Annotated in this window: 14 protein-coding genes and 1 pseudogene; 4 read left to right on the top strand and 11 right to left on the bottom strand. The window is 67.8% G+C overall.

Going from position 1 to position 17434, the window contains the following annotated elements:
• Window positions 1-104 precede the first annotated feature (104 nt).
• The 4 genes and pseudogenes from IE264_RS35900 to IE264_RS35890 all read right to left on the bottom strand — a co-directional run bounded on the left by IE264_RS35900 (window position 105) and on the right by IE264_RS35890 (window position 3832).
• Window positions 105-995: a DUF5655 domain-containing protein gene (locus tag IE264_RS35900; protein ID WP_032758904.1), complete on the bottom strand. Its 891-nt coding sequence runs from the start codon at window positions 993-995 to the stop codon at window positions 105-107.
• A gap of 618 nt (window positions 996-1613) precedes the next feature.
• Window positions 1614-1718, bottom strand: a pseudogene (locus IE264_RS38305) (GNAT family N-acetyltransferase); the annotation flags it as partial.
• Between the two features lie 387 nt (window positions 1719-2105).
• Window positions 2106-2282: a hypothetical protein gene (locus tag IE264_RS35895; RefSeq protein WP_190167875.1), complete on the bottom strand. Its 177-nt coding sequence runs from the start codon at window positions 2280-2282 to the stop codon at window positions 2106-2108.
• Window positions 2283-2434: 152 nt separating this feature from the next.
• On the bottom strand, window positions 2435-3832 hold the full coding sequence (locus tag IE264_RS35890) for an MFS transporter (protein WP_032758905.1): 1398 nt from the start codon (window positions 3830-3832) through the stop codon (window positions 2435-2437).
• Window positions 3833-3934: 102 nt separating this feature from the next.
• On the opposite strand from IE264_RS35890, the gene IE264_RS35885 reads away from it, so the two are divergent.
• Window positions 3935-4549: a TetR/AcrR family transcriptional regulator gene (locus IE264_RS35885; RefSeq protein ID WP_032758907.1), complete on the top strand. Its 615-nt coding sequence runs from the start codon at window positions 3935-3937 to the stop codon at window positions 4547-4549.
• A 777-nt stretch (window positions 4550-5326) separates the two neighbouring features.
• Here the strand turns inward: IE264_RS35885 and IE264_RS35880 are convergent.
• The 4 genes from IE264_RS35880 to IE264_RS35865 form a co-directional block, all read right to left on the bottom strand.
• The gene (locus IE264_RS35880; protein ID WP_158706560.1) at window positions 5327-6070 is read right to left on the bottom strand and encodes a hypothetical protein; all 744 of its coding nucleotides are present in this window, start codon (window positions 6068-6070) and stop codon (window positions 5327-5329) included.
• Window positions 6071-6127: 57 nt separating this feature from the next.
• Window positions 6128-7354, bottom strand: a complete 1227-nt coding sequence (locus IE264_RS35875) for a DUF1015 domain-containing protein (protein WP_032758909.1) — start codon at window positions 7352-7354, stop codon at window positions 6128-6130.
• Window positions 7355-7427: 73 nt separating this feature from the next.
• Window positions 7428-8720: an MFS transporter gene (locus IE264_RS35870; RefSeq protein WP_032758910.1), complete on the bottom strand. Its 1293-nt coding sequence runs from the start codon at window positions 8718-8720 to the stop codon at window positions 7428-7430.
• The gene (locus tag IE264_RS35865) at window positions 8717-9832 is read right to left on the bottom strand and encodes a PLP-dependent cysteine synthase family protein (protein WP_032758911.1); all 1116 of its coding nucleotides are present in this window, start codon (window positions 9830-9832) and stop codon (window positions 8717-8719) included. Before IE264_RS35865 ends, IE264_RS35870 begins: the two co-directional genes overlap by 4 nt.
• Window positions 9833-11413: 1581 nt before the next feature.
• Here IE264_RS35865 and IE264_RS35860 point away from each other — a divergent pair.
• Together IE264_RS35860 and IE264_RS35855 are read left to right on the top strand one after the other, a co-directional pair.
• Window positions 11414-11782 (top strand): BlaI/MecI/CopY family transcriptional regulator, encoded by a 369-nt coding sequence (locus tag IE264_RS35860; protein WP_267884120.1) that lies wholly within the window; start codon window positions 11414-11416, stop codon window positions 11780-11782.
• A 53-nt stretch (window positions 11783-11835) separates the two neighbouring features.
• Window positions 11836-12690 (top strand): M56 family metallopeptidase, encoded by an 855-nt coding sequence (locus tag IE264_RS35855; RefSeq protein WP_078657562.1) that lies wholly within the window; start codon window positions 11836-11838, stop codon window positions 12688-12690.
• A 170-nt stretch (window positions 12691-12860) separates the two neighbouring features.
• Here the strand turns inward: IE264_RS35855 and IE264_RS35850 are convergent, their stop codons facing one another.
• A complete protein-coding gene (locus tag IE264_RS35850; RefSeq protein ID WP_229887954.1) occupies window positions 12861-13751 on the bottom strand; it encodes a M15 family metallopeptidase in 891 nt (296 codons plus the stop codon).
• A gap of 100 nt (window positions 13752-13851) precedes the next feature.
• On the bottom strand, window positions 13852-14493 hold the full coding sequence (locus tag IE264_RS35845; protein WP_051821932.1) for a GNAT family N-acetyltransferase: 642 nt from the start codon (window positions 14491-14493) through the stop codon (window positions 13852-13854).
• A gap of 359 nt (window positions 14494-14852) precedes the next feature.
• On the opposite strand from IE264_RS35845, the gene IE264_RS35840 reads away from it, so the two are divergent.
• Window positions 14853-15524: a TVP38/TMEM64 family protein gene (locus tag IE264_RS35840; RefSeq protein WP_032758914.1), complete on the top strand. Its 672-nt coding sequence runs from the start codon at window positions 14853-14855 to the stop codon at window positions 15522-15524.
• Window positions 15525-15566: 42 nt separating this feature from the next.
• Here the strand turns inward: IE264_RS35840 and IE264_RS35835 are convergent, their stop codons facing one another.
• Window positions 15567-17270, bottom strand: coding sequence for a VanW family protein (locus IE264_RS35835; RefSeq protein ID WP_373301952.1), 1704 nt, complete (start codon window positions 17268-17270; stop codon window positions 15567-15569).
• Between the last annotated feature and the right edge of the window lie 164 nt (window positions 17271-17434).

The following is a 17434-nucleotide window of genomic DNA, read 5'->3' as shown; positions in this document are numbered from 1 at the left end:
ACCATTGGTAGTCCACCGCCACGTCCCACTCGCCCGTCGAAAGGCATTACCCCACGACCTCAGAGCAGCCCCGAAGCGGCCACGGCCGTGCCGCCAGCGGGCGATCACGCCGCCGCGAAGCTCGCACGGAAGAGATCCTGCGCCCGCTCCACGTCCCTCGACGTACGGAGCTGGACCTCCAGGTCGCCCGTTCCGTGGTGACCGAGCCCGCGCACGTCCCGGGTAAAGCCCGGAACCAGGCCAACGTCCGCCGGGTCAACCTTCAGGTAGACCAGCAGCTTGCTCCGCTGCGGCGAACACACACAGGCGAAATTCCGCAACCGCTGATACGCCCGATACTGCTTGCGCTGCACGCGGTTCACACCGTCCCCGAGCCCGAGCAGAGCCTCGTCGACCGCGATAGCCAGCTCCTCCACCATCGCCGCACCCTGGACATCGGCCGCTGCCTGAGCAACAGGCTGACGCCGTGCCCTACGGGCCACCTGCACACCGCCGCTTACGGAGGCCACGGTCTCCAGGCCGACCAGATCGCTGCCAAAGAGGCGGTAGCGGACCATGTCGATCGAACGCCGGTGCTCCCGCACGGCGTGCACGTCGTACCGGGAGAAGTCGCCGGCGATACAGATCAGACGCGGGCTGCTCCACAGGACCTGGGACGCGGCCGTCCCCCCGAGCCGGTCGCGGACCATATGCTCAAACTCTCGGCGATGGTCCATCAACCACGCCAGATAGAACAGCCCCTGGTTGATGACACCGGCATCAGTGCCGCGCTTGTACTCAACGATGACCGGGCTACCATTCTCGTCCAGCCCGAGCGAATCGATCCGGCCCCCGTGCACCGGCCCGGTTCCGTACTCGCTCGCCAGGAACCGAACGCCCAGCAGTGTCTCCATGTGCGCCTCGACGAGACCCTGCACGTCCGCCTCGACCTCAGCAAGACGCGGCACGACTTCGGTCACGCCGCTGTTCGCCGTGTCCGCACGGAACAGCTTCACTACCCGGCACCTCCCCCTCTTTCGGTAAGGAGGTACTCAACGTCGGGGAGGCACCGTTCTATTTCCACCCGACTGTCACGATGAGGGGCCCGGCTCAGACGAGCCGGGCCCCTCAGTCCCGTTGTGAGCTTCCGTGCAGCACCTCGGCCCGTGCCCGGCCTGTCCACGCCCGCCCTTCTACTGCCAGACGCCGCCAACAAAGGCGCATGACCAACGCGTGAACAACAGCGCCCAGGAACAGGCAGAAACGCCTAGGAACAGGCCGACACAGACGCAAGTCGAGCAACTACGCCAAGTCTGCAAAAGCGCAGGTCAGAGGGCTATTCGCCTGGGGTGCGGCCGGAGGTGGAGGCCCCGGTCGTCGTTTCATGCACCGGCCCTGACCAGGCAAAACGCGAGTGGTGTCGCCCCTGCATGACCAACGCGTGACCAACGCGCGCGGGCTTAACTCGCCCAAGTCGACTTCAGACGGCTGTCTACTCCCCGACGCGAGTGACCCATCGTCGTCGAGAAAGAGCAACCACCCTGGCTGACACTGAAGACAGAGCAGCCAGTCGCCATCGGCGTCACCGCTGCAGGCCCGACGGCCGGAAAACAAGCCACAGGAAGGGGCGGATCTTCGGGGGCCTTGTCCGACAGGCCGGCATCGGTGCGCAGGCGGCGGAAGACTGCGACGGAGGGCACGCCCTCGTTCAACTCGTGCGGGCCGTTCAAGCTGCCCACTTCCGATCGTACGACGTTTGCGGCGACGTCTGCTGCGGTGCTCGTTCCGGTTTCGGCGTGGTCACCGCGGTCGCTGAGCTGAGCTTCGAACCAGTCGCGCAGGGCGTCCCCTAGCGCGGGCTTCTTGGTGGTGTAGGTCAGGGTGGCCCCGTCGGGCCGTGCCTGGCATCGGACTTCAATGCGTAGCTCTCTTGAGTTTTCGTAAGACCAGACATGCTGTCCCTGTGGTTCTGCACGGGATAGCCGAAGTCTCCCTGGACAAAAGCCTTGGCCTCCTGCTGGAGGTGGGTGCGTATGAGGTTGATCTGTCTGGTGTCGTCGGGCTAGTCGACGACGACGTCCTGGATGCCGCCCGCCTCGGTGGGGTTGGGGTGATGGGTGGTCTCTTCAGAGGTCGAAGGACATCACGGTCCGGCCCCGCTCGACGACCGCCTCCTGCCAGCCGGTTTGCCCGTTGTCGCCCTCCTGCTGTGTGCCGCCGGTCCAGAGGGTGACGCCTGGTGCCGCAGCGATACTTGCCGCGGGGATGCCGGCCTTCAGCAGCCGACGCTTGCCGTAATTCATCCAGTGCCTCCCTGGGCATGCCGAGGGCGTGCGGTGCCCGCTTCGGATCGCCGCCGTGCCGTGATCGGTAGGGCCCGTGGGACGAGTTTCGGCTGCGCCGCGGCTGAGGAAGTGCTGGCCCGGCCCGTCCCAACTGGCCGTGGGCACGGGGTCTACTGGTGCTTGGCGGGGATGAGCCACATCACGATGACGGCGGAGACCGCGGCCATGGCCGTGGCGACGAGGAACGCGTCGTCGAAGCCGGACGCGGTCCGGACACCGGTGTGCGCGGCGATGCTCGTGGCGGCGGCGCTGGAGACGGCCGCAGCGCCTGCCGCAGCGCCGAACTCGTGGAAGGTGCTGACGATGCCCGACGTCACCCCGGCCTCATGGGGGGCAACGCTGGCGAGTGCGGTGGCGGAGGCGACGACGAACAGGGCACCCAGTCCCGCTGCGGCGACGCTCACGCCGGTGACCATCGCCATGGTTCCGGACCACAGCGCCGGAATGAGGAACCCGACAGCTGCCACGCCCAGGGCGAGCACAGCCAGCAGCCGTGCTCCCAGACGGCCGATCACGCGGCCGGCGGCTGCGGCGGCCGCCATGGTCAGCAGTGCCACCGGCAGGAACAGCACGCCGGTCATCAGGGCACCGTGGCCCTGATGGTTCTGGAGGTAGAAGGAGCCGAGGAAGAAGGCCCCCACCATCAGCGCCGTGGTGACGGCGATCACGAAGGTGCCCGCCACCACCGGGCGCCGACCGAGCAGACGCAGGTCCATCAGCGGTGTCGCCGCTCGGCGCTGCCAGAGGGCGAAGGCGGCGTAGGCAGCTGCCGCGGCGGCGACCAAGGCCACGGTGACGATGTCGAGCCAGCCGTGGTCACCGGCACGGATCAGAGCGTAGATGAGAGCGCCTGTCGCGGCGGCGACCAGGACGGCGCCGGGTATGTCGAGGGAGCCGGTGCCTGCGCGGGGCAGGCTCGGCAGGATCCGGGCGAGCAAAACAAGGACGATCAGGCCGACGGGGACGTTGACGAAGAAAACCCAGGCCCAGCCCGGACCTGCCGTGATCAGTCCGCCCAGCAGCACGCCGAGGGCGGCGCCCCCTCCGCCGAGCGCCGACCAGATGCCCAGGGCTCGGTTGCGCTCGTCGCCGTCGAACAGCCGCACCACCACCGAGAGGGCGGCGGGCGAGACCATCGCGGCGCCCATCCCCTGAGCGATCCGCGCGACGAGCAGCAGCGGGGCACCGGTGGCGAATCCGGCGGCCAGCGACGCGACGGTGAATACGGCGAGCCCCGCGAGGACGACCCGTTTGGGACCGAACAAATCCGCGGCCCGGCCGCCGAGCAGCATCAGGCTGCCGAACGTGAGGGCGTATCCGCTGACCACCCAGGTCAGTGCCGCGCGGTCCAGGTTCAGTTCCGCGCCCATGTCGGGGAGTGCGATCGCGACGACGGTGATGTCGAGGATCAGCATCAGCTGGGCGAGTCCCAGCAGTCCCAGGACCGTCCAGCGCTGCGGATGCGGTGCATCCGGCGCGCGTGTGGTGGTGCTGTCAGTATCGCTCATGGCGCTCACCTTCCATCACTAAGTCATACAGTGGTGTTCATGTTATACGCCCCGAGGGTACAAGCCAAACAAGGTTGTACGATTTCGGGGTAGGGTGGGCGTATGGGCAGCAAGAACTCCACGGCCGCCAAGCGTGCCGACGCTCTGCGCAGCATCGATGCGATCGTGCAGGCGGCAGGCGAATGTCTCGGAAGGAGCCCGGAAGCGAGCCTGAGTGAGATCGCGCGGGCCGCGGGTGTGGGCCGGGTGACGCTGTATGCGCACTTCAACTCCCGGGCGGAGGTCGTCGACGCGGCGATGAGCCGCGCCGTCGACCGGGGCAACGAAGCACTGGATGCGGTCGACCTGACCGGCGATCCGCTGCTCGCCCTGGCGCGTTACATTGAGGCCGGTTGGCAGCTGGTGAACCAGGCGCGGGCGCTGCTCGCCGCCGCTCAACGCGAACTTTCCGCTGGACGCATCCGCGACCTGCATGCCGGGCCCGCCGCCCGGGTCGAGACGCTGGTCGCCCGCGGCCGGGCCGAGGGGGTCTTCCGTACGGACCTGTCGATCGCGTGGCTGGTCAATATCCTGCACACGGTCATGCACAGCGCGGCAGAGGAGATCCGCGCCGGCCGCCTCACGCCCAACCATGCCGCTGACCACATCACCGCGACGGTGCTCGCCGCCTTCACACCCCCGGGCAAGCCGGTACCCCAGACCAGCGGCGAGGCGTAGTCCCAACAGCCCACGGCGGAGAGCTCAGCGCGGGACGGTTCACAGTCGGCCGAGCCAGGGCGGCAAGTGCAAGTGGGCCAAGCTCAGCATGGGATGCCTCGCGCGATCCATGCCCGCCGAGCCAGGCATCGCGCGGGTACCTCAACGTCACGCTGTTGCCCGTGTGTCCGCACGACGGCGGGCTTGACCAGCAGCACCCGATCGTGCCGCGGCCCCGCTGTGCCGCTGTTCGCGCTGCTGGTGCTCACGGTACTTGCCGCGCAGCGGCGACAGCGCGGCCGGACACAACGGCCAAGCCGCGGCCTCGGCTGCCGCCTCGCAGGGCTAGCACAGCCGCCCCCAGGCCGCGGATGATGCCTCAACCGCCAGGCAGTAGAGATAGCAGACCTTGCCCCATCCCGCGCCAAGTCGGCCGAAGTGAAGACGCTCGCCGAACAGGTCAAGAAGGTCCCCAGGCCCCGGAGATCAAGACCCTGTCAGGGTGGCTGATCTCCTGGGCGAGGACCTGGCCGTCCAGGGAGCCATGCACCGCTCCGCCCACGGCACAGCGGGATGAGGACGGCCGCGGAGAGGACAAACTGGAGAAGCCATCCAGCACGGCGTTCGACACGCAGTAGCCGAGCAGGCCAACGTGTCCTCCGCTGCGACCACCAAGCCCCTATTGACAGCACCTTCTGATGCTCACCTGTCACTCAGTATTACGTTCCGCCGCGGCACGCCAATTCCAAACAGCGCGTCCGACTCCGACTCGCGCAGTGACACCTCATGCCCCTCCAACTAGTGAGCGTGACCGCCCCCTTCCTCCTCTCCACCCCCCTCGCTCGAGTCAGGAGCTGTCGCGGGCGACGAGGGCTGTGGATCTGACTCGGCAGGTGCATCTCCGACTTGTTGGCCCCCGCTCGCAGGCTCCTCGCTGCCATGGCTGTGCCCGCCGCTTTCGGGCTCCTCGCCGATGCCGGCAGCGAGCTGGCGCAGGCCGAAGAAGGCGGCAAGTGTGGTGACCAGAACGACGAGCCCGAACAGGCTGAAGATTCGACGCGCGGGTCGTTCCGCCTCCTTGAGGTAGTACGCGACGAAGGACACTGCTATCCCGAGGGGGATCAGAACCGCTGCCCGGTCCGGAAAGTCGTCGAAGTGCTGCATGCCACCGCTGAGCATCCCGATGCCGAATGAGAGAAGCAGCGACGCACCTATCACCAGAAGCACGCGAGGCACAGCGGGACGCTGGCGGGTCAGCACGAACTCGTTCAGGACGGTGGCAGCCAGAAAGACCAGAACGCCAAGGCCGGCGATCCGGGTGTAGCGGGCCGGGTCCAGTGGATAGTGCACGACGGCGCCGCTGATGAGTCCGGCGCCGACGAAGTATCCGACGTAGCCGAGGTAGCGCGCCGACAGGGAGTCCCCGCGGCGGGCACGGCGTGCACGGCGGGATCCCGCTCTTCGCAATTCTGCACGGCCGGGCCGCGGGCTCTGCCGCGGCACGGTGGCTGCGTCACGGTCGGCGAGTTGGGCTGGAGACACGGTTGAGCCTTTCAGGTACAGGTCGTGGACAAGGACAGAGGGGCGGATTGCCTGGGCTCAGGAGCTGTCAAGGACGCGCAGCACGAGGCCGACGGCCGGCTTCGGACCGAAGGAGGTGGATTTGCGGGGCAGCAGGACCCCGGCACCGGCCAGCTCCCGCACGGCTCTCTCGGTCATCGCGGGCAACAGGAGGGTTGTTCCGCTTCCGGGCCTGCTCACAGCAGCTGTTGCTTCGCCTGCGTCATGCACGTGGCGTACGGCACCAGGCAGGTTCTGCACAGACCATGCCTGGGCCAGGAACAGATGGTCGGTGACGGCAGCGGGCACATCGCACCACTGCTGCGGCTTTCCAGTGAGCGCCTCGTTCAACGCCTGCGGATCAGGATCGGTGACCGCCCAGGCGCGCCCGGCGCCCGTCAGCACCAGCTCGCCCGGCCCGGGCAGGCGAGCGCCCGCGGGCAACGGCCGTACCCGGGCGACATCGGCGGCTGCCGCGGCTGCCTTGTCCGCGCCGAGGCCGGGAATGACGCGGTGGATTGCCGCCACTCGCAGGGGATAGGTGGAGGCGTCGACCAGCAGGGCCAGGCAACTCTGCCAGGGGTTCGGGCCGGGCCCATGCTGATCTCGCAGCTGGATGCAGGCCGCGTAGCGATGGTGGCCGTCCGCTATGAGGGCCTGGTGGGGTGCCAGATCGGCTGCGATGAGGGCTTGGTCCTCGGGACTGGTGCATGCCCAGAGCATGTGTGTGACGCCACCGATGCGAACCGTAGCCACGGGTGGCAGCTGGGTGAGGCTGTCGATGACCCCCGCTGCCGATCGCGTCGCGGAGTTGTAGGTGAGCAGCAGCGGCTCGGGTTGGGCGCGCAGCCCCTTCATCAGCGCAGCACGCGCCGTGACCACATGCGGTTGGACGCCCTCATGCGGAATGACCGTGCTCTCCCCATCGCGGGGCAGATCCAAGGCGCCGATCACGCCACGTTGCAGCACCTCTTGGCCTGTGTGCTGTTGGTACACATACAGGGTGGGCCGAGGGTCTCGAACCAGGACACCGCGACGCAGCCAGCGGTCCAGGTGTGCGGCGGTGCCTCGCGCGTTCTCAGCGTGCAGGAGCCGGGTGATGTGGTGTGGCCGGGAGCGCAGTGTGCGCACTCGGTCCGGGCCGATGTCGTCGTACGGGGGACACACCATGCCGGAAATGTCGCCGACACGGAGAGGGTCGTAGCGCACCGCGCGAAAGGGGTGCAGGCGTAGAGCCGGGGAGTCCGGTGGTTCGGGGGTGGGCATCAATCGCTCCTGGAAGTGGGCGCGGCGGGGCTGGGGGCGGGAACCGTGTCGCGCCCGCCCCCAGCCGGATCGGTCAGACCTTCGCGGATCGCATCTCGGGCGTTGGAGCCGGCGTCAGGCGGCCGGTTCGATGCAGGCCGAGTACGGCAAGCGCGCAGCCGCCCCCGATGGCGGCGAGGACGATCCAGGGCAGGGCCGGCGCTCCGGCCGAGCGTGCGGCGTCTAGAGCCACTCCCGTTAGGAGGTTGCCGACGGTGATGCCGATGCCGCAGATCGTGTTGTACAAGCCGTAGTGCGTTGCTACGTACCGGTTCTGGGCGAGTGCGACAATCGTGTCCATCTCGAAGGGGTAGGCCAGCATGGTCCCCAGGGCCAGCAGCAGGGCTGAGAGCAGGGGCGGCACGACGGCCAGTGCCCAGCGGGCGGGTCCCTCTTCGGGCACCGGTACCGCGGTGGCCGCCAGCAGTGGCAGAAAGGCCGCTCCGAGGGTGGCCAGCCCGGCGATCAACGACCTTCCGGTGCCGAGGCGTTCCTTGGCCCAGGCGGTGAGCCGGGTCTGTCCGACGATGGTGGCCAGCCCCGAGGCGGCGAAGAGCAGTCCCACGCCGACGGTGTTGACCGTCTCGTTCCCGGCCATACGGCGGACTTCCAGCGGAAGTGCCAGATAGACCTGGAAGGACAGGGCGTAGGAGCCGATCATTGCGATGGAGAACAGGAGGAACGGCCGGTTGGAGACCACCGTGCGCCACTGCGAGAGCACCGACGAGACCGAGTTGTCGTCGCCGTGCTGCCCGACGCGGGCCGGGAGAGCCCGGATCTGCACGATGGACAGCACTGCGAACACACCGGCGGCCACCAGGCAGGTCAGGCGGAAGCTGACGCCGGTGAGCAGTACGCCGACGAGCGGACCCAGCAGAATCCCAGCCTGATAGAAGACGTTGAACAGCGCGAATGCCTCCACTCGCCGCTCCCCTGCATCGAGGGCCAAGTAGGCCCTCGACGCGGGGTTGAACAGTGCTCCTGCCAGCCCCGTGGCCGCCGAGGCGGCGAGCAGAGCGGGGAGGGAGTCGACAAGGCCAAGCACAGCGAATCCGACGATACGCAGCATCAGACCGGCGATGATCATCGGCTTGTAGCCGAACCGGTCGGCCAGCGTGCCGCCGAAGAAGAACATGCCCTGCTGGCTGAAGTTCCGCACGCCCAGGATCAGGCCGACCATCCAGGCGGCCATCCCCAGGTTTCCGGCCAGGTGCTGAGCAAGGTAGGGCATGAGCATGTAGAAGCCGAGATTGATGGTGAACTGATTGACCATCAACAATTGCACGCTGCGCTCGAACGTGCGCATTTGACCGAAGGGGCTCTTCACAGCCGGCCCTCGCCGTCCGAAGCCGCCTCGGCGTCCTGCGGCACGCTCACTGGATCGATCACGGTAGTGCACCGGGTCCAGCGGGTGACCTCTTTCTCTTCGGGGCGCCCCACCACCTCCGGTTCGACGGCCGGCGGGCCGTCGAGCAGGCCATGGGCCTCGCAGTAGTGGTCGTCGTACACCGTCCCCAGATACCGCTGGGGACCGTCGGGGAAGATCGCCGCGATCCGGGTGTCCGCGGGCATCGTGCGCGCGACCCAGCCGGCGACCAGAGCGACAGCCCCGACGCTCCACCCGCCGGTGGCGTAGTGGGAGGAGGCCAGTTGCCGACAGGTCCAGACTGCCTCGGACGGGGCGACCCAATGCACTTCGGAGAAGTTCTCGTAGGCGACGTTGCGCGGATAGATGCTCGATCCGAGGCCACGCATCAGCCGGGTGCGGGCCGGCTGACCGAAGATGGTCGAGCCGACGGTGTCCACTCCGACCAGTTTCAGGTCGGGATAGAGCTGGCTCAGCACTCGCGAGACACCCGCGGAGTGCCCGCCCGTCCCGACGCTGCACACCAGTACGTCGATGTGGCCCAGCTGAGAGGCCAGCTCCAGCGCGAGCGGGGTGTAGGCAGAGACGTTGTCGGGATTGTTGTACTGGTCCGGGCACCAGGAGTCGAGGTGCTGTTCCTGTAGCTGGGTGACACGGTCGCGGCGTGCCTGCTGCCAGCCGCCGGTCGGATGGGGCTCGGACACCACGTTGACCCGTGCCCCGTAGGCGGCGAGCAGTCGAGTCATGGACGACTCGAGACCAGGGTCGGTGACAAGGGTGACCGGGTGTCCGTACACCATGCCGGCCAGAGCCAGCCCCAGGCCGAGCGTGCCGCTGGTGGACTCGATGATCATTCCGCCAGGACGCAGGTCCCCACGGGCACGGGCACGCTCCACCATATGCAGCGCCGGGCGGTCCTTGATGCCACCGGGATTGAAGCCCTCAAGCTTTGCCCAGAAGCCGTGTCCGGCCGGTGCCAGAGGTTCGGCGACCCGAAGTAGCGGGGTGTCTCCGACCAGCCCGGAGAGGCCGGAGTTGGCGGATGTGAGGTTGTTGGCTGTCAGAGGGTGCATGGTTCGCTCTCGATCGATGTGCGTGTGGGGGACTACTCATCTCGCGTGAAGTGCTGGCCTAGATCCGCCACCGGCAGATCACGGCGAGCTTCTGTCGCCCTGTCTGCGATCCATCCGGTCTGCTCCGCCCACGCGCCCTACACGGCGACAGCAGCAGCGTGATCGCGAACATGCTTGGGAAAGTCGCCCCATGGGCGGAACTGGACGCCGTCCGCCGGGTCATGGGCTCCCCCGCGTCAGGGGGCAGGGAGTCGGCAGGCAGGGCTGTGGCACGGAACGGGTGCGCTGGCGGGGCCAGTCCCGGCCGGTGTGCCGAACTCGAAGGGCTACGGATAACGCGGCGCAGGGGCAACCGGGTTGGATGCCATGCCGCCAAGGGGTGTATAGGGGAACCGGGCGTCACAGATGCTCCGAACGACAGCCGCGGGCCGGGACTCCGGGTGCGCGGCGGGCAGGTCAGACGGTCAGCAATGCGGCCTCGCGACATGACCGTCGCCTCCCCTGACGGGCGTTGGCGATGCGGCTGTGCAGGCACCGGGAACTGTTCGCACTCTGTCAGTAGCTCAAAGTGACCAAAGATGGCGTCACGTGAGACAGGTCGACCAGTTCGGGAGCGCTGGGCCTAGATCCGCAGGACCGCTGGGGCTGCCGATGGTGGTGACGCCGGTTCGTTCGTCGCCGGCCGTGCGGCCGCCCACGCATGAGCGTTCCGCATCTGGACGGCATCCAGCGGAGTGGTGCTGGGGGCAGGCAGATCTGCGCCGTTCTGCGGCTGCCCGGAGGCGCACTCCTCCGCCCCGTGAGCCGTCTCGTGATTACCGTGGCCGTCGGGAGCAGCGCCCTGCCCGGCCGATCTGGCGGCAGGCTCGGCTTTGCCGTGCCCCGTCGAGGCACCGTGCGCGGGGACGGCCGCTGACGCCGGCGGGCCGCTGATCACGTGGCCAGCGGCGCTTTCCCCGCTCAGGCCGTGGGTATACAGCAGGCTGAACAGAACCATGACCAGCCACAGCAGCCACAGCAGGCGCAGCGGACCCGCCGGTTCAGAGCGGGTCCGCAGCAGGCTGAGAGACCGCCGGGCCGTGACCATGCCGTAATCCTAACGGCATTAGGAGCACGCTCCAGCAACATCCCACCTGAACAGTGTGTGAATTGGCCAACGCGACAATGCGCGAATGTTGATTTCAGGTGGTCACAGGGGTCAGCGGCTTCCGGCTATCGGTCTTCATGGCTGAACTGCCACGCCGGTGTGGCGGCGAAGGGGAAGTCCAGCCCGTCCAGTAATGGCGGGTTCCTGGCGGGTATGTGCGGACGTAGGGGTCTGATAACTGTTTACGGTTCAGCTATTTTTCCACGCACCAGTGAACCCAGGAAGCGAGCACCACACCCCAATCCGTTCACCGGCGGCTCCGATCCCGACGGCGGTCGCTGCATCCAGTCTCTGCGGATCCAGTCGAGTGGCTGGCAGCCCCTCTTTCAATGAATGAACTAAGTAGATTAAGATGGCCCTCTACAAGCCACTTGACGCGGGTCATCCAACGAGGCATTCGCAGACGTGCGGTGGCGTTCAGCTGAGGTGGAGCAGTGGTCCGTGGGTTCGGTGAACTTGAGGCGGAGATCATGGACAGGCTGTGGTCCTGGGGCTCCGGCACGGTCCGGGAAGTCGTCGATGATCTGAACGAGACGCGGCCGGTCGCGTACACCACCGTCATGACCGTGGCCGACATCCTGCACCGTAAAGGGTGGCTGGGCAGGAAAAAGGAAGGCCGGGCCTGGCTCTACGCCCCCGCCCGCAGTCGCGCGGCGTATACTGCCGGGCTCATGCAGGAGGCACTTGGCGACAGCCCGGACCGCACTGCCGCGCTGGCACACTTCGTCGAAGGGATCACGCCCGACGAGGCTGAAGAGCTGCGCGCCGCTTTGCGAACAGCGCGCCGTAGGAGCACAAGGTGACCGCAGTAGCTCTGCTTACCTACGCGGCGGCCGTGGGCGTGGCCGGGCCACTGATGCTGCGGGGCCCACTTTGGGCCCATCGATCACCCGGGCCCGCGCTCGCAGTCTGGCTGGGACTTTCGCTCTCCTTCATCGCCGCCGTGATCCTGGCTGCGGCGCAGGCTGTCCCACCTGATAGTCGCGTGCACATCGGCTTGATCGGCCTCCTGCACGCCTGCGGCCTGGCGCTGGGGACACCAGCGAACGCTCCTGGAGCACGAGAAGCCGCGCTCGCTGTCGCCGGCTGGATACCGCCGGTCGCTGTGGCTCTCTGGGTCGGCTTCTGGTACAGCCGAGCCCTGCTGCGGGGCCGTAGATGGCGGCGGCGGCACGCCGCCGCAGTAGATCTCGTAGGGCGCTACGCGCCGCGGCACCAAGCCGTTGTCCTGCAGCATGATGCGCCGGCCGCTTACTGCCTGCCCGGCCGCGACCCCCGCATCGTGATCACGCAAGGGGTGCTCGACACGCTCTCTCCGCTCCAGCTCGCAGCCGTCCTCGCACACGAACGTGCCCACATCACAGGCCGCCACCACCTCGTACTGGCCGCCGTGGAGGCATTCGGAAGGGCCTTCCCCTCCCTCCCACTCGCGCGGCAGAGCCACGCCGAGGTAGCTCTGCTACTGGAAATGCTGGCCGACGACCGGGCGGTACGCCGCCACGGTGGCGACGCTGTAGCCGTCGCCCTGTGCGAGGTGGCCGCAGGCAGCGCGCCCAAGGCAGCATTCGCAGCAGGTGGATCCGGCGCCCTGGTGCGCATTCGCCGGGTCCTCACCCCCGCTCCCGCGCACCACCCCGCGTTGCGGAGCACGATTCTCCTGGCCGCCGGCCTGACTCCGGCCCTCCCCTTCCTGGTCGCATGTAGCGCATAGCCCGGTGGATGCGGAGAGCTCGCGCTTCCCGGCCTCCGCCATCCTGCGGCCCACCCGGCCCTCTTCGCAGCTCACGGCAGGGCGGCGACGTCTGCGAAGTCCGAGGCACGCGCCTTGACGCCGCCGACCGGGCTCCCCACTCATCCGGCGGGGGCTGACTCCTCGGCCTCCTACGGGGTGGCGGACGGTCCCTTGAAGGGCGCAGACGGGTACCCGGTGTCGAAGTGCATGTAGTCGGGCACCTTGATGTTCTGCCAGATCCAGCCCTCCTCCGTGAAGGCCCGCCAGACCAGGCCCCCCTTGAGGATCTTGCCCCTTCCCTCGGTCCGCGCGGCGTACTTGGAACTCGGCGACCAGCTCTTGGTGCGCAGATCCTTCCACGGGTTCTCGAATGGGTTTATGTCAATCGCGCGGCCGTTGGCGTGCGGGGACTTCCTGAACGGGGCGTTGATCTGTTCGGGGCGACGGCAGTTGAATGCGGAGGTGTTGTCTGCGCGCAGGCTCGCGTTCAGGTCTCCGTCATAGGACTCCATCGGCTCCATACGACGGATGGGGAAGCCCTCCTCGAGCAGTTGCGTGAAGATGCGGATGGCGCTGGCCGCCACATCAGCGTTGACTACGAGGACGCCGCGGTGCACCTTGCCGTCGAAGCCCATGTGGTTCATCTCCACGCGGCGCAGCTGGTCGCGGACGTCGGGGCAGCCCTTGCGCCATAGTCCCGTCGCTACCATGCGGGACCACTGCGCGTCCGTGATCTCTTTGACGGTGGCGTCCAGGGACGGTGCGGGGGAAGCGGTGCGGGTCGGGCCGGAAGGGGTGGGGGGCCGCGCCGAAGTTTCATCGGAGCTGTCGGCTCCTGGCGTTGACGGGGCGGCCTCCTTGGCCGACGAGGACGAGCAGCCGCCGGTCAGAATTGCCGTCGTAGTGAGCAGTGCGAGGCTGCCGAGGGTGAGCTTCCGCCGCCGTCCACCCGCGCGCGCCGATAGTGCGGTGTCCCTGCTCGGGTGGTGGAAGCGGGCCGCGTCGCGCATGCGCGCCGGCTCCGGTGCACGGCTGCTCAAGCAAAATCTCCTGGAGTGTTGCCGGAACACCCGTGCCGGGCAAGGGTGTCCCGTACGGGAAGATCTGGTTGGTCGGGTCTTGCCAGTCAGACGTGGTGCCTCAGTGCCGGTCTGGCGTCGTCCCCTCGCTCAGCGGAAGGCTGTACGCGAGGAGGCGGCGACCCTCGGGCGTGCGGATCTCTACCTGACGCCCCCAACCGAGCCGGTCGTAATACGGTCCTGCCCCACCCTCAATGGCGGTGACGAGAGTGACACGCGTGCGGCCCGCATCGGTGGCATCCTCCGCGAACTGCGCGATCAACCCAGCCCCTATGCCACGGCGACGGGCATGCTCGGCCACGACGATGTAGTCCAGGACTGCGATGACGCCGGAGTGACCGACGGCGGGAGCCTGCCGGGCCTTTCGGTTTCGTATCAGCTTGCGGCCGTAGCGCAACAGCCGAGTACGCAGGAAGTACAGCGCCAGACGGGGCCGCAGACACAGACTCCCCAGGGCGCGAAACAGCAGTCCGCGCCCGTAGTGGCGCAGCACATGACGGCGGTGCGCCTCCGGGTCGGTCGCACCGATAAGGAAGCCCGCCGGCTGCCCACCCATCTCCGCGACGTAGGCGCGCGCGTCCGGACCGGTGAGATAGGTCCCGTTGTACGCAGTCAAGAACTTCGACCCCAGGCGGGCGAAGAAGCTGTCCGGAAAGTGCCTCAGATGTTCGGCGACCACGAACGGGAGGTCGTCAGGGTCCATGGGCCGTATGCGAAGGCCGATGTTCGTCGGAGGGCAGTCGTCTCTCCCCGCCGGACTTGAGGGCCCGGCGGGGATCTGGCCCGGGGCAACTCGGGCAGGGCTCGGGTATGCGGCTGAGTGCATGTCGGCGTCCACGGAGCCAAATTACTACACTGCGTAGGAACTTAGTAGTTCAGTACACTGGGATCGAGACATTTCGGAACGCGCAGAAGAGCGGCCCTACTGTTGTTGTCGGGGAAGCTCTACGGCGACGTGAGGAGAATCGGCCCGCCGAGGCCAAGTGGATGCGCAGCATTCGGGACGGGCTCAGATCTCGTCGGCTACACTCATACCGACCTGTAACGGACAAGGAAGATGAGATGCCGACGCTGCGGCCCAAGGCTCGTCTCGCGCTGCTCATCGGGCTGCTCGCGGCCGCTGCCTGTTCACTTTTGGCGTGGAATCCGGAGCGGCTACTCACCCAAGGCTTCACATCCATGGCGCCCGGGACCTGGGCAGGGCCGGCGTTCGCCGTGGTTTTCGCGCTGGGCACTCTCGCCTTCTTTCCGAAGCCGGTGCTCAACGTCGCGGCCGGGGCCGTTTTTGGCATCCCCGAAGGGCTGGCGCTGGCTGTGATCGGGACCACCCTCGGCGCACTGCTCGCTTTCGGCCTCGGCCGCAGCCTCGGCCGTGAGGCTCTCCAGCCACTGTTGCGGGGGAAGATCCTCGCCGCTATCGACCGCCGCCTCACCGATCAGGGTTTCGTCAGCGTGCTGCTGCTTCGCGCTGTGCCCGGCGTACCGTTCCAGGGGGTCAACTTCGCCGCTGCCTTCTCCGGGGTGCGCCCGTGGTCCTTCACGGCCGCGACCGCTCTCGGCGTGGTGCCCGGCACCGCCGCCTACGTGATCGCCGGAGCCACGGCCTCATCCCCCGCTTCGCCGGCTTTTCTGTTGTCGATCGCTGCCATCGTAGCGATGATGGTCCTCAGCCTCGCCATCGTGCGGCGGTCACGCCGTAAGGGCATTCCGCCGAAGGCCGTCAAGCCGGTTTGACCAACGGCGGGACGGGTCGGTGGTCCCTTGCTGGGACGTCGCTCAGTCGCAGGTAACTTCGTCGCGAGGCACGTATCGCGTCTCGAAGGTTTCCGTCTTGACCTTTTTGCCACTGTCCTTGAAGACCCGGTCGACCGCGACGTTGAAGCCTTCGAGCGGAGTCTGCGGCACGCATTTCTCTCCGGATGCTCCCTCGCGGCTCGCCGGTTGCTTCACGATGGTGCGCGGACCCTTGACCGATTCGATCTTGTCGTACTTCTTGGTGCCGAGGAAGGTGATCGTGACGGAGGTGTCCGTGGCGCGCGCGTCGATGTATATGGCGTTGCCGGAGTCGTTCCGGAACTTCAGGTCGAGGCTGCCCCAGGCTACCGTCGCCTCCCTGCCCTCCGGATAGCGCTCGATGTAGAACGAGTGCGCTCCGTACTCCACCGGCTTCACGCCGGCGAAGAAGATGGCGTTGAAGACCGTGGTGGCCACTGCGGAGACACCGCCTCCGGCCGCCTTCTCGAACTGATCGTTGTTGATGATGATGCCCTCTACGAACCCGTTGGCCTCGGTCCGCTCGCCCACAGTGCGGTTGAAGCTCCAGGTCTCGTCGGGCAGTACAACAGACCCGTTGATCAGCTCTGCGGCACGGCCGATGTTGGTGACGCGGTAGGGGGCGGGCTCGAAATCGACCGTGAAGGTCGACATCTGCTCCTTGATGCCCAGGCGGCCTACGTTGTCCCGGGTCAGCTTGGGCTCCATCTCCTCGACGCCCACCGCCCCTGTGCGGGCTGCCCCACTCTTGGCCAGCAGCGGCAGTACGGCCTTCTGGAGCGCCGCCGCCGTGACCCCCTGTCCGGCCTTGCCGTCAGAGGCCACCGCTACTCGGCCGCCATCCAGGCTCAGTTGGGCGTTGACCGGCTCGTCGGTGGCCAGCGCAAGCGGACTTGCCACCGTTGGATCGGCCAGGAGCCCCTTGCCGTCCAGCACTGGGGCCAGCGGCTTGTCCCCGTCGGGCTTCATGGTGAGGTGCTTGCCGAGCGTCGCCGGGCTGATCTGGATCTCCTGACCGCCGACGGTGAGCGTGACTGGCGCCGACATCGCGGGGGTGGCGAACTCCTTCATCGCGCGGTTGACTGCCGCCGCGCCGACCCGCGGTTCGGTCGTGCGGACCGGAAGCCGCACCGGCTCCTTCCCCTGGTCCGGGACCCCCGAAGCCAGTTCCTCGACAGCGCCGTCCACGTCCAGGGATCGCCCGGTGACCGGCCGCGCAGGCACCGGCTCGCCCGCGTGGAAGGTGACAGCGCCTTCCCGCGCCTTCCGGTCGTACGTCTTCGCCTCTTCGGCCAGTGATGCGCGGGCCTTCGCCTCGTCCACGCGGATCACCGGCTCGACCTCGCGGTCACCGCTCGTGAACAGGCGGCCGATCACGGTGAACGGATCGGACCCCGCCTGCGCGGCGCGGGCGACGGTCTTCTCAGTGTCCAGAGAGATGCCGGATACACGGACGGTGCTATCACTGTCGCCGAGGCGCACCTTCACCGGCTCCGACCAGGCCCCGCCCAGGCTGCTGTCCAGCCTCTCCCGCGCCTGCGAGCTGCTCAGCCCCCCGATGTCCACGCCGCCCACCCGGGTACCCGCGGGAACAGTGTCGCCGGCGGCGAGCAGCCCCACCAGATACAGCCCGCCGAAGCCCACACCCGCCGCTCCCGCGACGAGCGCGACGCGGCGGCCTATTCGGCGACGACCGGCCGACGTGATGTCGGCGGGTGGGCCGGGAAGAGGTGGGCGACTCACTGGTTCTCCTCGTCTGTGACTGCGGCGTGCTGCGGACTGGGCCCGTACGGAGGGCCTCTTGCCGAGTAATGATAGAAAAGAGTTTGTGGTGATTCCGTTAATGCCCTCGCCAGGCTGGCTCAGGCGCC

The sequence above is a fragment of the Streptomyces microflavus genome, from assembly GCF_014650075.1.
GTDB lineage: Bacteria > Actinomycetota > Actinomycetes > Streptomycetales > Streptomycetaceae > Streptomyces > Streptomyces microflavus.
The sequence above is the reverse complement of the archived record's forward strand: the minus strand, read 5'-3'. Positions and strand labels throughout refer to the sequence as shown.

Excerpts from the sequence above, each read along its gene's own strand:
- IE264_RS35875 (WP_032758909.1), bottom strand. The coding sequence starts at position 7,354 with ATGCCCACCCCCGAACCACCGGACTCCCCGGCTCTACGCCTGCACCCC.
- IE264_RS35865 (WP_032758911.1), bottom strand. The coding sequence starts at position 9,832 with ATGCACCCTCTGACAGCCAACAACCTCACATCCGCCAACTCCGGCCTC.
- IE264_RS35845 (WP_051821932.1), bottom strand. The coding sequence starts at position 14,493 with ATGGACCCTGACGACCTCCCGTTCGTGGTCGCCGAACATCTGAGGCAC.
- IE264_RS35895 (WP_190167875.1), bottom strand. The coding sequence starts at position 2,282 with ATGAATTACGGCAAGCGTCGGCTGCTGAAGGCCGGCATCCCCGCGGCA.
- IE264_RS35890 (WP_032758905.1), bottom strand. The coding sequence starts at position 3,832 with ATGAGCGATACTGACAGCACCACCACACGCGCGCCGGATGCACCGCAT.
- IE264_RS35855 (WP_078657562.1), top strand. The coding sequence starts at position 11,836 with ATGCTGCGGGGCCCACTTTGGGCCCATCGATCACCCGGGCCCGCGCTC.
- IE264_RS35840 (WP_032758914.1), top strand. The coding sequence starts at position 14,853 with ATGCCGACGCTGCGGCCCAAGGCTCGTCTCGCGCTGCTCATCGGGCTG.
- IE264_RS35885 (WP_032758907.1), top strand. The coding sequence starts at position 3,935 with ATGGGCAGCAAGAACTCCACGGCCGCCAAGCGTGCCGACGCTCTGCGC.